This window comes from Actinomycetospora sp. CA-053990 (assembly GCF_050948445.1).
Taxonomy (GTDB): domain Bacteria; phylum Actinomycetota; class Actinomycetes; order Mycobacteriales; family Pseudonocardiaceae; genus Actinomycetospora; species Actinomycetospora callitridis.
Window position 1 is genome coordinate 859,621 of sequence record NZ_CP192043.1, and the last position, 14,393, is coordinate 874,013.

The window sequence follows — 14,393 nt, forward strand, 5'->3', positions numbered from 1 at the left end:
GCGCGCCCTGGCCCCCGGCGCAGCCCGGCCCTCCGGGAGGCCGCCACGGCGCGCCCGCCGGCCCACCGCGGCCCGGGCCGCCGCAGGGCATGCCGCCGCAGGGCCCGCCCCCGCCGGGCATGCCTGCGCAGGGTCCCCGCAGGGCCCGCCGCCCGGCCAGTACGGGCCGCCGCCCGGTGCGCCGGGACGTCCGGGCCACGGCGGTCACGGAGGCCCCGCGCCGTACGGCGGCGCGCCCGACGAGCGGCCGTGGCGCACGCCGGCCGACGACCAGCGCACCTCCGTCGCCCCAGGGCGAGCGAGGCGAGCGACGAGCCGACGAGCCACCGCCCGGCGGGCGAGGCGGCGGCCTCCGGGAGCCCGCTGTCGGCGATCAAGGTCTCCGGGCAGGCGTTCGCCGCGGTCCTGACCGCGGCGGCCGGCTCGTTCATGGGCGGCGCGGCGGGCACCGTGGCCGGCGCCGGGATCGCCGCGGTCATCACCACCGTGGGGGACGCGGCCTACCAGCGGTCCGTCGAGCGGACCCGCGACCACGTCCGCAGCCGGATGAAGGCGCGGCGCGGACCGGGTCGCCCGGGCGAGGTCGAGGGGGCCGACGAGCGCCGCACGGTCGCCGTCGGGGCCCCGGGTCGGGGCGCCGGGCCGGACGAGCAGCCGACCGTCGTGATCGGCGGCGGCGCGGCGCGGGTCGGGGCGGCGCCCGCCACGATGGCCATGGGCGGTGGCCCGGCTGGTGGTCCCGGTCGTGGTCCCGGCGGACCCGACGACGACCGGACCCGCGCGATCGGCGACGACGCCACCCAGGCCGTCGACCCCCGCACCCGTGCGATCGGCGACGACGCCACGCAGGCGGTCGGTCCGGGCACCCGCGTGATGGGCGGGTCCGACGACGACCCCACCGTCCTGCACGGTGTCCCCGGCGGCCCGGACGACCCCGACGACCCCGACGACGACTCCGACCCGCCGCGCTCGACGCCCTGGAAGCGCTACGGGGTGCTCGCGGCGACGGCGCTGCTGATCTTCCTCATCGCGATGCTCGCGATCACCGGGATCGAGCGGGTCAAGGGCTCGCCGATCTCGGGAGGCGAGTCGGGCACGAGCTTCGGGCAGGTGTTCGGCACCGCCGAGCCGACGACGTCGACCTCCGCGCCGGAGGCCACCACCAGCGGTGACGCGCCGGAGGGCACGACGACGTCCGGTGAGGAGACGCCGACCAGCACCACGGGGAGCACCTCGTCGTCGCGGACGACGACCTCGGAGCGCCCGCAGCTGGTGCCGAGCGGTCTGCTCCCGGGTAACTGACCGTCGTGCGCACCGACTTCGATCCCGACGCCCTGGGCGCCGGCCGCTTCTACCAGTTCCTGACCCAGGTGATCGTGCCGCGGCCGATCGCCTGGGTGGTGACGCGGTCGGCCGAGGGCGTCGACAACCTGGCCCCGCACTCGTTCTTCACGGTGGCGAGCACCGACCCGCCGATCGTGCAGTTCACCTCGGTGGGGGAGAAGGACTCGCTGCGCAACGCCGAGGCCACGGGCGAGTTCACGGTGTGCCTGACGCCCGAGAAGCTGATCGAGGAGATCAACGCGTCGGCGACCGACTTCCCGGCCGACGAGAGCGAGATCGACGCGACGGGGCTGACCCGCGAGCCGTCGTCGCGCGTCGCGACCCCGCGGATCGCCGAGTCACCCGTGGCGCTGGAGTGCCGGCTGGAGCGCACCGTCCCGCTGGGCAACTGCACGATCGTGCTCGGCCGCGTCGTGCACGCCGTCGTCGACTCCGACGCGCTCGTCGACGGGCGTCCCGACGCCCGGCTCCTCGCGCCGATCGCTCGTCTCGGCGGCAGCGAGTGGTCCACCCTCGGCGAGGTGCGCAAGACCCCCCGGATTCGCTACGACGAGTGGCCGGGTCACTTCTCGGGGGCCGCCTCGGAGGGCTCGCCGAGGAGCTGAGGGCCGGTCTCCGGGTCGGCCAGCGCGAGCATCCGCCCGCGGGGGTCGGCGACGAGCCGTCGGGTGGCGTGGTCGAGCAGCCCCATGATGCCGGTGAGCGTCGCGCACACCTGCTCGCCGCGACGGAGCTCGGTGTCCATCCGGAACGTCTTGCCCTCGCCGAAGCGCACGTCGACCGCCACCTCGACCTCGTCGCCGACGCGGAGCTCGGCCAGGAACCGGACGGTGGACTCGAGGATCACCGGGCCGAGCCCGGCGTCCGTCAGGTCCGGCACGTCGAGCCCGGCGACGCGGAGGAACTCCGTGCGGCCGTGCTCGCCGTACTGGTGGTAGACGGCGTGGTTGACGTGCCCGTTCGCGTCGGTCTCGTAGCCGCGCACCGTCACCGTCGTCGTGAACACCCTCGCGCCCTCGCCTCCGCCGTCTCCATGATCCGGGCGATCGTGGCAGGCTGCCCCGGCGGGACGGCCAGGGCGTCGGACGCCGAGCGAGGAGGCAGCGTGCGGATCGGGATGGGCCTGAACTACAGCGGCGGTTTCGAGGAGACGGTCGCGGAGCTGGCCGAGCACGAGGCGGCCGGGCTCGACATCGTCTTCGTGCCCGAGGCCTACAGCTTCGACGCGGTCAGCCAGCTCGGGTACATCGCCGCGCGCACGAGCACCGTCGAGATCGCCTCGGGCATCCTGCAGATCTACACGCGCACCCCGTCGCTGACGGCCATGACCGCCGCGGGCCTCGACTACGTCTCGAACGGCCGGTTCACCCTCGGCATCGGCGCCTCCGGGCCCCAGGTCATCGAGGGCTTCCACGGGCTCAAGTACGACGCACCGCTGGGCCGCACGCGCGAGATCGTCGACATCTGCCGGCAGGTGTGGCGCCGCGAGAAGGTCCAGTACTCCGGCAAGCACTACTCGATCCCGCTGCCCGCCGACCAGGGCACCGGCCTCGGCAAGCCGCTGAAGATCATCAATCATCCGGTGCGCAGCCGGATCCCGATCGTCATCGCCTCGATCGGCGCGAAGAACGTCGCGCTGACCGCCGAGATCGCCGAGGGCTGGCTGCCGATCTTCTTCGTCCCCGAGCGGGCACACGAGATCTGGGGTGAGTCGCTCGAGACCGGCAAGGCCAAGCGAGACCCCGCCCTCGGTGACCTGCAGATCTACCTGCAGGCCTCGCTCTGCATCACCGAGGACGAGGCCACGGCGCAGGCGATGCTCGACGGCATGCGCCCGTTCGTCGCGCTCTACGTCGGCGGCATGGGCGCGAAGGGGAAGAACTTCTACAACGACGTCGCCCGCCGCTACGGCTACGAGGAGGAGGCGGAGAAGATCCAGGACCTCTACCTCGACGGCAAGAAGGACGACGCCGCGGCGGCGGTGCCCGAGGAGCTCGTGCGTGCGATGTCGCTCATCGGGCCGCGCTCCTACGTCGCCGAGCGGCTGCAGGCCTTCGCCGCCGCCGGCGTCACCACGATCAACGTCACGCCGCTCGCCGGCACACCCGCCGAGCGGGTGTCGTTGGTGGGGCAGGCGAAGGAACTCTGTGCCGATCTGTAGGGCCGATCTGTAGGGCCGATCTGTAGGGCCGATCTGTAGGGCCGATCTGTAGGGCAGACCTGTAGGGCCGAACATCTAGGAGCTCCCCATGCGCGTGTTCGCCGATGTCGAGGAACTGCGCGGCGCGGTCGGCGAGGACCTGGGCACCAGCCCCTGGGTCACCGTCGACCAGAAGCGTGTCGACACCTTCGCCGACGCCACGGACGACCACCAGTGGATCCACGTCGACCCGGAGGCCGCCGCCGAGGGGCCGTTCGGGAAGACCGTGGCGCACGGCTTCCTCACCGTCGCGCTCATGCCCAAGTTCGGGTGGGACACCTTCAAGGTCGAGGGTGTCTCGATGACCGTGAACTACGGGCTGAACAAGGTCCGGTTCCCGGCGCCGGTGCCCGTCGGCTCCCGTGTGCGAGGTCACTGCCGCCTGGTGGACGTCACCGACGTCCCGAACGGCGTGCAGGCCACCATCGGGGGGACCGTCGAGATCGAGGGATGGCCCAAGCCGGCGTGCGTCGCCGAGGTCATCCTGCGCTACGCGTACTAGGAGGTCGGCCGTGGCCGATGCGGTGATCTGTGAGCCCCTGCGGACCCCGGTGGGGGGCTTCGGCGGGGCGCTGCGGGATGTGGCGGCCCAGGAGCTGGCGGCGACGGTGATCCGTGAGCTGGTGGCTCGGACGGGGATCACGGCCGACCAGATCGAGGACGTCGCGTTCGGGCACTGCTACCCGACGATGGACGCCCCGGCGATCGGGCGGGTGGCGGCGCTGGACGCCGGGCTCGAGGTGACGGTGCCGGGCATCCAGGTGGACCGTCGCTGCGGGTCGGGGCTGCAGGCGGTGCTGTACGCGGCGATGGCGGTGCAGACCGGCGGCGCGTCGCTGGTGCTCGCCGGCGGCGCGGAGTCGATGTCGGGCGCGACGTACTACAGCCAGGCACCGCGCTGGGGCACCAAGGCGGGCGGGTTCCAGATGAAGGACGCGCTGGCCGAGGGCCGCGTGCACGCCGGCGGCAAGGACCACCCGGTGTGGGGCGGGATGATCGAGACCGCCGAGAACGTCCGGAAGCGGTACTCGATCGGCCGCGAGGAGCAGGACCGGCTCGCGGTGCGCTCGCACGAGAAGGCGACCGCGGCGGTCAAGGACGGGCGCTTCGCCGACGAGCTGGTGCCGGTGACGGTGCCCGGGCGCAAGTCGGACACGGTCGTCGAGGCCGACGAGCACATCCGCCCGGACGCGGCGCTGGAGAAGCTCTCGACGCTGCGCCCGATCATGGGCAAGCAGGACCCGGACGCGACGGTCACCGCGGGGAACGCCTCGGGGCAGAACGACGGCGCGGCGGTGTGCATCGTGACGACGCCGGAGAAGGCCGAGGAGCTGGGGCTGCGGCCGCTGGCGCGGCTGGTGTCGTGGGGCGTCGCGGGCGTGGGCCCGGAGGTCATGGGCATCGGGCCGGTGCCGGCGACCGAGGCGGCGCTGGGCCGGGCGGGGCTCTCTCTGTCCGACCTCGATGTGATCGAGCTGAACGAGGCCTTCGCCGCCCAGGCCCTGGGGGTCGGGCGGGAGTGGGGCATCGACCTGATCAACGACGAGCGCGTGAACCCCAACGGCTCGGGCATCTCGCTGGGCCACCCCGTCGGCGCCACCGGCGTGCGGATCCTGGCGACCATGCTGCGCGAGATGGACCGCCGCGAGGCGCGCTACGGCCTCGAGACCATGTGCATCGGCGGCGGCCAGGGCCTCGCCGCGGTGTTCGAGCGGGTGCGCTGACGCGCACCTCAGCGGCCCTGCCAGCGGGGCTCGCGCTTCTCGCGCGCCGCGGTCATGCCCTCGACGGCGTCCTCGGTCGCGCCCGCGACGCGGCGCATGGTCTCGCCGAAGCGGATGGCGTCGGTCTCGCCCAGGTACGGCGCCCGGCGGGCCATCTCCTTGATCGCCCGCTGGGCCAGGGGCGCGCCCGCGAGGAGCCGGTCGGCGAGGGCGCGGGCCTCGCCGAGCAGGTCGTCGTGCGGGACGACGCGCGAGACGAGCCCCATGTCCCGGGCGCGCTCGGCGTCGACGCGCTCGCCGGTGAGCAGCAGCTCCATCGCCGGCTGCCAGCCGATGCGCTGGGGCAGGCGGATCGCGCCGACGATCGTCGGGATGCCGAGGCGGACCTCGGGGAAGCCGAACGTCGCCCGCTCGCTGGCGATCACGAGGTCGCACCAGGTGACCAGCGTCAGCCCGTAGCCCAGGCAGTGCCCGTTCACCGCGGCGATGACCGGCTTGTAGATCTCCCAGCCGCTCTCGAACGAGTTGACCGTCGGGCGCTCCCAGAACGAGCCGGGGAAGTCGCCGGCCGGGTTGCCCTCGCCGCTCGCGTCCGCCCCGACGCAGAACGCCCGGCCCTCGCCGGTCACGATGCCCACCCACGCCTCGTCGTCGGCACGGAAGCGGTCGAACGCCTCGTTGAGCCCGTCGCGCATCGCGCCGTCGATCGCGTTGAGCTTCTCGGGACGGGAGTAGGTGATCGTCGCGACGTGCCCGTCGCGCTCGTAGGTGACGCGCTCGCTGCTCACGGTTCGACACCGTAGGGCGAGGCGCGTTCCGGCGAAGGGCGCCCGTCGCCGCTCTATCCGGCCGAAGGTGCCCTTCGCGCGGAAACCCGCCGGCCCCGGACCGCACCGTGACGTACCCGACCGGGGCCCGGTTGGCGGGAACACGGGCGGCGGGTGCATGCTTGTAGTCAGCAACCGATTGTACGGAGCATGCAATGGATTCCACGCGGCTCCCGGCGCCGCCGGGGGTGGACGACCGCTGGCTGGTCTCGGACCGCCTCGGCCACCAGATGATCCGCCTGATGCGGGCGGTCGAGCGGGCCAAGGCCGGCAAGGCCGTCGGCCCGGACGGTGTCGAGCGGGCGGCCTACGTCCTGCTCGCCCGCCTCGTGCTCGAGGGCCCGCGGCGGTCCAACGCGCTCGCCGAGTCGGTGCACTCCGACCCCTCCACCGTCAGCCGGCAGGTCGCCGGCCTCGTCCGGGCCGGTCTCGTCGAGCGACGCCCCGACCCCGACGACGGACGGGCCACCCTGCTCGCCGCCACCGACGAGGGCCTGCGCGTCTTCCAGGCCAACCGTGACCGTCGCAACCGCGAGATCGGAGCGCTCACCGCGCACTGGGACGAGTCCGACCGCGTCCGTCTCGTCGAGCTCCTCGACCGGCTGACGAGCGACTTCGAGAACCACCACCTCTCCAGCGCGGCGTCCTCGCCGGTGCTGGCTCCCCCGGAGGCCTCATGAGCACCACCGCTGCCCCGGCGGCTCCGCCGGCAGCCGCCGCCGCGGCGAGCAGCACCGGCTTCACCCACCGGCAGATCCTCGCCATCCTCTCCGGGCTGATGCTCGGGATGTTCCTGGCCGCGCTCGACCAGAACATCGTCGCGACCTCGATCCGCACGATCGCCGACGACCTGCAGGGCCTCAACCTGCAGGCCTGGGCGACGACGGCCTACCTGCTCACGGCCACGATCTCGACGCCGCTCTACGGCAAGCTCTCCGACCTCTACGGGCGCAAGCCGTTCTTCCTCTCCGCAATCGGGATCTTCGTCGTCGGCTCGGTGCTGTGCACCATCGCGACCTCGATGTACGAGCTCGCCGCGTACCGCGCGATCCAGGGGCTCGGCGCCGGTGGCCTCATGAGCCTCGCGCTCACGATCATCGGTGACATCGTCCCGCCGCGGGAGCGCGCCCGGTACCAGGGCTTCTTCCTCGCGGTGTTCGGGACGTCGAGCGTGCTCGGCCCCGTCATCGGCGGGTTCCTCGCGGGCCAGACCACGATCTTCGGCATCACCGGCTGGCGCTGGGTCTTCCTCGTCAACGTGCCCATCGGGATCGTCGCGTTCCTGGTGGTCCTCCGGGTGCTCAACCTGCCGCACACCCGTCGCGACCACCGCATCGACTTCCCCGGCGCGGTCGCCCTCGCTGTCACCCTCGTGCCGATCCTCGTCGTCGCGGAGCAGGGCCGGGAGTGGGGCTGGACCTCGACCTCGGCGATCATCTGCTACGTCGTCGCGGCGGTCGGACTGGTCTCGTTCCTGCTCGCCGAGCGCGCCTACGGCGACGACGCCGTGCTCCCGCTGCGGCTGTTCAACAACTCGGTGTTCAGCCTGACCTCGATCATCGCGATCATCACCGGCATCGGGCTCTTCGGCGGCATCGCGCTGGTCCCGCAGTACCTCCAGATCGTCACCGGCTCCTCGCCGACGCAGGCGGGCCTGGAGATGCTGCCGCTGGTCGGCGGCCTGATGGTGTCCTCGATCCTGTCGGGCCAGCTCACCTCCCGGACGGGTCGCTACAAGATCTTCCCGGTGATCGGCCTCGGCCTCATGACGGTCGGCCTGGTGCTGTTCCACCTCCGGCTGCACGCGGACACGCCCTACGGCGAGGTCGCCGTCCTCATGGCGATCTTCGGGCTGGGCGTCGGCCTGTGCATGCAGACCCTCGTGCTCGCGGTGCAGAACGCGGTGCCGGCCAAGGACATGGGCGTCGCGACCGCGTCGGCCACCTTCTTCCGGCAGATGGGCGGCACGCTCGGTGTCGCGGTCTTCCTGTCGATCCTGTTCTCCACCGTCGGCGACAACATCCGCACGGCCTTCGCCGCCGCCGTCGGCACCCCGGCGTTCCAGGCCGCGGCCGCCGACCCCGTGGTGGCGGCCAACCCGGCCAACGCCGTCGCGCTGAACCCGGTGACGGGCGCGGCGCAGGTCGTGCAGGACTCCTCGGTCCTGCAGCGCATGGACCCCCGCCTCGCCGAGCCGTTCCTCGTCGGGTTCGCGGACTCGATGGACCTCGTGTTCCTCGTCGCCGCGTGCGTGGTGGCGATCGGCTTCGTGCTCATCTGGTTCATGCGGCAGCTGCCGCTGCGCACCGTCTCGGGCATCCAGGCCCGCGACGCCGAGCAGGCGGCCACCCCCACCACGACCGCCACGGCCGTCGGCGGCCCGACCGCCGGAGCAGCGGCCCTGGACACCACGGCCTCCGCGCCACCCGTGCCCGCGGGGGCGGCCGCCGGGCCCTCCCGGCACGACGCCGAGCCCGGGTGGGGGCCGCCGAGCGCGGCCGTCGCGCCGAGCCCCGCGCCGCGCCGATCCTCGGGACCGACCGTCCACGGCCACGTCACCGGCACGACCGGGGTCCCGGTCGAGGCGGAGGACGAGGTGACGGTCTCGCTCCACGGCCTGGACGGCGCCCCGGTGGAGCGCACGGACCTCGACCCCGCCGGCGGCTTCGTCCTGCGGGCGCCCGCGTCCGGCACGTACGTGCTCATCGCCAGCTCGCCGCGGCGTCGGCCGTTCGCCGAGCTCGTCACCGTCGACGGCGTCCCCGTGCGCCGCGACGTCGCCCTGGCCCGCGCGGCGACCCTGGACGGACGGGTCACCGAGCCCGACGGCACGGGCGTCGCCGGCGCCACCGTGACCGTCACCGACCCCACCGGCGGTGTCGTCGGCGTGCACCGCAGCGACGCCGACGGCCGGTGGGAGGGCGGCGAGGTCGCGGCCGGCATCTACACCGTCACCGTGCTCGCCCCCGGGCGCGCGCCGCGGGCCACGCGGGTGGAGGTCGGCGACGGCGGCGCGCGCGCGGACGTGACGGTGCCGGTCGCGCGCTACTCGCTCGCCGGGGCCGTGCGGGCCTCGGGCGGGGCGCCGGTGCCCGAGTCGCTGGTCGTGCTCGTCGGACGCGACGGCGGTGTGGTGGCCTCGGCGGTCACCGGTGCCGACGGCCGCTTCGAGCTCGACGACCTCGCGCCCGGCCGGCACATGCTCACCGCGAGCGGCTTCGCGCCGGTCACCGAGGAGGTCGTCGTCGACGGCGCCGCGGGCCCGGTGGACGTCACGCTCACGGTGGCCCCGCCGCGCCCGGCCACATCCGGCCCCGAGGGCGGGCGCCACGAGGCGCCGGACACGCAGGCACCGCAGGACCGCGACGACCTCACACGGTCGGTCCGGTAGACGCGTCGGCCGCCGGGACCCCTGGTCCCGGCGGCCGCGGCGTCTAGTGGCTGCCCTGCTCCTCGGCCCGCTTGCGCGAGGCCTTGATCTCCAGCTCGGCGTCCGAGCGGCCCACCCAGGAGGCGCCCTCGACGCTCTTGCCGGGCTCGAGGTCCTTGTAGACCTCGAAGAAGTGCTGGATCTCGAGGCGGTCGTACTCCGAGAGGTGGTGGATGTCGCGCAGGTGCTCCTGGCGGGGGTCGTTCGCCGGCACGCACAGCAGCTTGTCGTCGCCGCCGGCCTCGTCGGTCATCCGGAACATGCCGATCGCGCGCGCGAGCACCAGGCAGCCCGGGAACGTCGGCTCCTGGACGAGCACCAGCGCGTCGAGCGGATCGCCGTCCATCCCGAGGGTGTGCTCGACGTATCCGTAGTCGGCCGGGTACTGAGTGGCCGTGAAGAGCGTCCGGTCCAGCCGCAGCCGGCCGCTCTCGTGGTCCATCTCGTACTTGTTGCGGACCCCCTTGGGGATCTCGATCAGTACGTCGAACTGCACGGTGCCGCTCACCGCTCCCTGTGCTCGTTCTCGTCGTGGCCTGGTCGGCGGCGTGGCCGGAGGGCCACGACCCGGCCTCTAGTGTGGGGTACCGACCGGGGTGCACCGTCACCCCGTCGAGGTGACCTCCCCCTCGTCCGGGGTGGGGTGAACTGCAGGTGAGGAGGGGTCCGGGGGCGTGAGCGGCGACGGTCACCGCGCGGATCCCGCGTCGTCAACCGCCGGTCGCCGGTGGATCCCGGCGCTCCTCGCGCTCGCGGTCGTCGTCGTCCTGCTCGCCGGTCTCGGCGTGGGCACGGCGTTGCAGGCGCCCTCGTTCGCGCGGTCGGTGGGCCTGCCCGTCTCGCTGCTCGGCGGGGAGGCCGCCGAGCCCCCGGACCCCTCGACACCCCGGCTGCGCCTGGCCGCCGCCGGCGCCGAGGCCCGGTGCCGACCGAGGCCGGGCTCGCGACGGCGCTCGACACCCGGACCGCCGCGCTCGGCGACCTCACCGGCGCCGTCGTCGACCCCGCCACCGGCACCACCCTGTGGAACCGGCGCGCCTCCGAGCCCCAGGTCCCGGCCTCGGTGACCAAGCTGCTCACGAGCACGGCCGCCCTGCTGCGGCTCGACCCGACGATGCGCTGGACGACGACGGTCGTCGCCGGGCCGACGCCCGACTCCGTGGTGCTCGTCGGCGGCGGCGACCCGACGCTGTCGTCGCTGCCGGCCGGGCAACGGACCGTGTACCCCGACGCGGCGCGCCTCGACGACCTCGTCACCGCGGTGACCGCCGCCCGCGCCGGGCAGCCGGCGGTCAAGCGGGTCTACGTCGACGTCTCCCGCTACGAGAACGGCGGAGGCAACGGCGTCGCGCCGGGCTGGGACCCCACCGACGTCGCCGGCGGCTTCGTCGCGCCGATCGTGCCGGTGATGCTCGACGGCGGGCGCTCGGACCCGACCCAGCTCGACATCCCGCGCACCGCGACGCCGGCCTCCGACGCCGCCCGCGAGCTGGGCCGTCGCCTGGCCGCGAGCGGGACCGCCCCGACCGCGACGGTCGGCACCGCGCCCCCGGCGCGGCGGTGCTCGGGCAGGTCGTCTCGCCGCCGGTCACCGAGCTCGTGCGCACGGCGCTGCAGAACTCCGACAACGTCCTCGCCGAGGCCCTCGGCCGCGAGGTCGCCCGCACGGTCGGCCTGCCCACGACGTTCGACGGCGCCGCCCGCGCGGTGACGCAGGTGCTCGGCGAGGCGCAGATCGACACGGCCGGGGTGACGCTCGCCGACACCAGCGGGCTCTCGGTGAACGACCGCGTGCCGGCGACCGCGCTGTCCGGGGTGCTCGCCCCGCCGCGGCCCCCGTCGGCACCGACCCGCGCACCGCCGCCCTGCGGCCGCTGCTCGACGGGCTGCCCGTCGCCGGGGGCGGGGCACGCTCGCCGACCGCTACGCGCCCGGGACGCCGGCGGCGGACGGCCGCGGCTGGGTCCGGGCGAAGACCGGCACGCTGACCGCCGCGAACGCGCTGGCCGGCGTCGTCGGCACCGCCGACGGGCGGGTGCTCGTCTTCTCCTTCATGAGCAACGGCGTCGACCCGGGGAGCGCCCGGCCTCGCCTCGACGCCCTGGCGGCGGCGCTGCACGACTGCGGCTGCCGCTGAGGGACCCGCTGCCGGGGGAGGGCGCGACGTACGGTGGAGCCGTGACCGCCGAGCTGACCTCCGCGCCCCCGACGGGGCTGCCCGTCGACTGGGACCTCGCCGCCGCCACCGGGGCGCGCCTGGTCTCCGCGGGGCCGTCGGTGACGCCCGAGGAGGCGGCCATCGAGGTCACGCGGCTGCGCGACGGCGCCCGGGTCGGCGAGGGGCACGTACGGGCGCTCACCGGGCTCGGGGCCGGACTCCCGGTGCCCGAGGCCGACGTCGTCGACCGGCCGGGCTGGATCCGCTCCGCGGTCGACGGCATCGCCACGCTGCTCGAGGACACCCCCGGGCCGCGCGCGCCGGAGGGCCTCGTCGGCGACGCCTTCGGCCGCGTCACGCGCTCGGCGGCCGGGCTGCAGATGGGCACGCTGCTGGCGTTCCTCGGCAGCCGGGTGCTGGGTCAGTACGACCCGTTCGGCGGCCCCGAAAAGGCCGGGCGCCTCCTGCTCGTCGCGCCCAACGTCGTCGCCGCGCGCCGCGCCCTCGACGTGGAGGCCGAGGACTTCGCGTTGTGGGTCTGCCTGCACGAGGCCACCCACCGGCTCCAGTTCACGGCCGTCGACTGGCTGCGCGACCACTTCCGCTCCGAGGTCGCGGCGTTCGCGGGCGGGTTCGACCGCACCGCGTCGGGCGCCGTCGACCGCCTGCCCGAGATCGTCAAGGCCGTGCGCCGCGATCCGCCGAAGGACGGGCTCGCCCTGGTCGAGATGTTCCAGGGACCCGAGCAGCGCGAGGTGCTCGACCGGCTGCTCGCCCTCACCACGCTGCTCGAGGGCCACGCCGAGCACGTGATGGACGCCGTCGGCCCCGAGGTCGTCGGGTCGGTGTCCACGATCCGGGCGCGCTTCACCACCCGGCGCCGGGGCGGCAGCGTCGTCGACCGGCTCCTGCGCACGCTGCTGGGCGTCGACGCCAAGATCAAGCAGTACGAGCAGGGCCGGGTGTTCGTCGACCACGTCGTCGACGTCGTCGGCCTCGACGGTCTCAACGCCGTCTGGACCTCGCCGGACACCTTGCCCCGGCGCGCGGAGATCACCGACCCCGCCGCCTGGCTCGCCCGCGTCCACGGCTGACGTCCCGCTCGTGCGCGTCCCGGAGCCGGTGGCCGAGGTCCGCCGGGCGGTGCGCGAGGCCCTCCCCGACGCAGCGAACGGGCGGTTCGCTGCTTCTACGCGCACGAACTCCCCGTTCGCGGTGATCGTCGCCTGCTCGGGCGGCGCCGACTCGCTGGCCCTCGCCGCCGCGGCGGTCCACGTGGCCCCGGGCCTGGTGCTCGGGGTCGTCGTCGACCACGGCCTGCAGGAGGGCTCCGACGAGCACGCGGCCCGGACGGCCGCGCAGCTCCGGGACCTCGGGACGGCGCGTGCCGACGTCGTCGCCGTCGAGGTCGGCACCGCCGGCGGGCCCGAGGCCGCCGCGCGCGCCGCCCGCTACGCGGCGCTGCGCTCCATCTCACAGCAGCACGGGGACGCGCCCGTGCTGCTCGGTCACACGCTCGACGACCAGGCCGAGACGGTGCTGCTGGGACTCGGCCGCGGGTCCGGCGCGCGCTCGCTCGCGGGCATGGCCGCGTGGGACCCGCCGTGGTGCCGCCCGCTGCTGCGCGTGCGGCGGGCGACCACGCGCGCGGCGTGCGCCGCCGCCGGTCTCGTGGTGTGGGACGACCCCCACAACGCCGACCCGCGCTACACCCGCGTCCGGCTGCGCCACGAGGTCCTCCCCTGCTCGAGGACGTGCTGGCCGGTGGCGTGGCGCCCGCGCTCGCCCGCACCGCCGCCCAGCTCGCCGACGACGACGCCGCGCTCACCGCCCTCGCCGACGGTCGCCGCCACGAGCTGGTCGACGACGACGGCGCCCTCGACGCGGCGGCCCTCGCGACCGACCCGCCCGCGATCCGGCGCCGGGTGCTGCGGGCGTGGCTGCACGACGGCGGGGTCGCGGAGCTCAGTGACGCGCATCTCCGCGCCGTCGACGCGCTCGTCGCCGCGTGGCGCGGGCAGGGCGCGCCTCCCCTCCCGGGCGGGTTGGAGGTCGTGCGGGCTCGTGGGAAGCTGCGCGTGGCTGCGGCCGGAGCAGGGACTGCGCCACACGCCCCACCACCGATCTGCTGAGGAGCTCGACAACGGTGTACGACGGCGACATCGCGTCCGTGCTGGTCACCGAGGAGCAGATTCAGAGCAAGATCGCCGACCTGGCGACCGAGATCGGCGCCGCCTACGGCGAGCACGACCAGGACCTCGTCCTCGTCGGGGTGCTCAAGGGCGCCGTGATGTTCATGACCGACCTCGCGCGCAAGCTCCCGATGCCCACCCAGCTCGAGTTCATGGCCGTGAGCTCCTACGGGTCGTCCACCTCGTCCTCGGGCGTCGTCCGCATCCTCAAGGATCTCGACCGCGACATCTCCGGGCGCCACGTCCTGATCGTCGAGGACATCATCGACTCGGGCCTGACGCTGTCCTGGCTGCGCAAGAACCTCGAGTCGCGCGGGCCGGCGTCGCTGCAGGTCGTGACCCTCCTGCGCAAGCCCGAGGCGGCCAAGCTCGACGTGGACGTCGCCTACATCGGCTTCGACATCCCCAACGAGTTCGTCGTCGGCTTCGGTCTCGACTACGCCGAGCGGTACCGCGACCTGCCCTACATCGGCACGCTCGACCCGCACGTCTATGCCTGAACCGTCACTCACCCAGTG

At 74.5% G+C, this 14,393-nt stretch carries 12 protein-coding genes and 4 pseudogenes; 13 read left to right on the forward strand and 3 right to left on the reverse strand.

Translation table 11 applies throughout. The features are described from left to right. Positions 1-249 precede the first annotated feature (249 nt). Together ACQPYN_RS04425 and ACQPYN_RS04430 are read left to right on the forward strand one after the other, a co-directional pair. Positions 250-1,302, forward strand: a complete 1,053-nt coding sequence (locus tag ACQPYN_RS04425; protein WP_433033986.1) for a hypothetical protein — start codon at positions 250-252, stop codon at positions 1,300-1,302. Between the two features lie 5 nt (positions 1,303-1,307). After that, on the forward strand, positions 1,308-1,949 hold the full coding sequence (locus ACQPYN_RS04430; RefSeq protein WP_433033989.1) for a flavin reductase family protein: 642 nt from the start codon (positions 1,308-1,310) through the stop codon (positions 1,947-1,949). On the opposite strand, the gene ACQPYN_RS04435 is transcribed toward ACQPYN_RS04430, so the two are convergent. Beyond that, on the reverse strand, positions 1,907-2,350 hold the full coding sequence (locus ACQPYN_RS04435) for an acyl-CoA thioesterase (protein ID WP_433033992.1): 444 nt from the start codon (positions 2,348-2,350) through the stop codon (positions 1,907-1,909). The two genes, ACQPYN_RS04430 and ACQPYN_RS04435, sit on opposite strands and share 43 nt — an antisense overlap. A 99-nt stretch (positions 2,351-2,449) precedes the next feature. Between ACQPYN_RS04435 and ACQPYN_RS04440 the strand changes: the two genes are divergently transcribed. From ACQPYN_RS04440 to ACQPYN_RS04450, 3 genes are all read left to right on the forward strand, one after another. Next, positions 2,450-3,505: an LLM class F420-dependent oxidoreductase gene (locus tag ACQPYN_RS04440; RefSeq protein WP_433033995.1), complete on the forward strand. Its 1,056-nt coding sequence runs from the start codon at positions 2,450-2,452 to the stop codon at positions 3,503-3,505. Positions 3,506-3,593: 88 nt separating this feature from the next. Next, positions 3,594-4,046: a MaoC family dehydratase gene (locus tag ACQPYN_RS04445; RefSeq protein WP_274196006.1), complete on the forward strand. Its 453-nt coding sequence runs from the start codon at positions 3,594-3,596 to the stop codon at positions 4,044-4,046. A gap of 10 nt (positions 4,047-4,056) precedes the next feature. Continuing rightward, complete coding sequence (locus tag ACQPYN_RS04450) at positions 4,057-5,268, forward strand: acetyl-CoA C-acetyltransferase (protein ID WP_433033998.1); 1,212 nt, start codon at positions 4,057-4,059, stop codon at positions 5,266-5,268. Positions 5,269-5,276: 8 nt separating this feature from the next. Here the strand turns inward: ACQPYN_RS04450 and ACQPYN_RS04455 are convergent, their stop codons facing one another. Then, entirely contained in the window at positions 5,277-6,056 is a 780-nt protein-coding gene (locus ACQPYN_RS04455) for an enoyl-CoA hydratase/isomerase family protein (RefSeq protein WP_433034001.1), read from the reverse strand. Positions 6,057-6,250: 194 nt separating this feature from the next. On the opposite strand from ACQPYN_RS04455, the gene ACQPYN_RS04460 reads away from it, so the two are divergent. Both ACQPYN_RS04460 and ACQPYN_RS04465 read left to right on the forward strand, forming a co-directional pair. Next, positions 6,251-6,775 (forward strand): MarR family winged helix-turn-helix transcriptional regulator, encoded by a 525-nt coding sequence (locus ACQPYN_RS04460; protein ID WP_433034004.1) that lies wholly within the window; start codon positions 6,251-6,253, stop codon positions 6,773-6,775. Next, positions 6,772-9,486, forward strand: coding sequence for an MFS transporter (locus ACQPYN_RS04465; protein ID WP_433034007.1), 2,715 nt, complete (start codon positions 6,772-6,774; stop codon positions 9,484-9,486). Before ACQPYN_RS04460 ends, ACQPYN_RS04465 begins: the two co-directional genes overlap by 4 nt. Before the next feature lie 43 nt (positions 9,487-9,529). Here the strand turns inward: ACQPYN_RS04465 and ACQPYN_RS04470 are convergent, their stop codons facing one another. Further along, a complete protein-coding gene (locus ACQPYN_RS04470; RefSeq protein ID WP_433038712.1) occupies positions 9,530-10,021 on the reverse strand; it encodes an inorganic diphosphatase in 492 nt (163 codons plus the stop codon). Positions 10,022-10,447: 426 nt separating this feature from the next. Here ACQPYN_RS04470 and ACQPYN_RS04475 point away from each other — a divergent pair. The 6 genes and pseudogenes from ACQPYN_RS04475 to hpt form a co-directional block, all read left to right on the forward strand. Beyond that, positions 10,448-10,948 (forward strand): annotated as a pseudogene (locus ACQPYN_RS04475) (D-alanyl-D-alanine carboxypeptidase); the annotation flags it as partial. Between the two features lie 176 nt (positions 10,949-11,124). Further along, positions 11,125-11,286, forward strand: a pseudogene (locus tag ACQPYN_RS04480) (D-alanyl-D-alanine carboxypeptidase); the annotation flags it as partial. 202 nt (positions 11,287-11,488) lie between these two features. After that, positions 11,489-11,662 (forward strand): annotated as a pseudogene (locus tag ACQPYN_RS04485) (D-alanyl-D-alanine carboxypeptidase); the annotation flags it as partial. Between the two features lie 41 nt (positions 11,663-11,703). Then, on the forward strand, positions 11,704-12,777 hold the full coding sequence (locus ACQPYN_RS04490) for a zinc-dependent metalloprotease (protein ID WP_433038714.1): 1,074 nt from the start codon (positions 11,704-11,706) through the stop codon (positions 12,775-12,777). Between the two features lie 10 nt (positions 12,778-12,787). Then, positions 12,788-13,815 (forward strand): annotated as a pseudogene (tilS, locus tag ACQPYN_RS04495) (tRNA lysidine(34) synthetase TilS). A gap of 14 nt (positions 13,816-13,829) precedes the next feature. Further along, the gene (hpt, locus tag ACQPYN_RS04500; protein ID WP_274189970.1) at positions 13,830-14,375 is read left to right on the forward strand and encodes a hypoxanthine phosphoribosyltransferase; all 546 of its coding nucleotides are present in this window, start codon (positions 13,830-13,832) and stop codon (positions 14,373-14,375) included. Positions 14,376-14,393 lie beyond the last annotated feature (18 nt).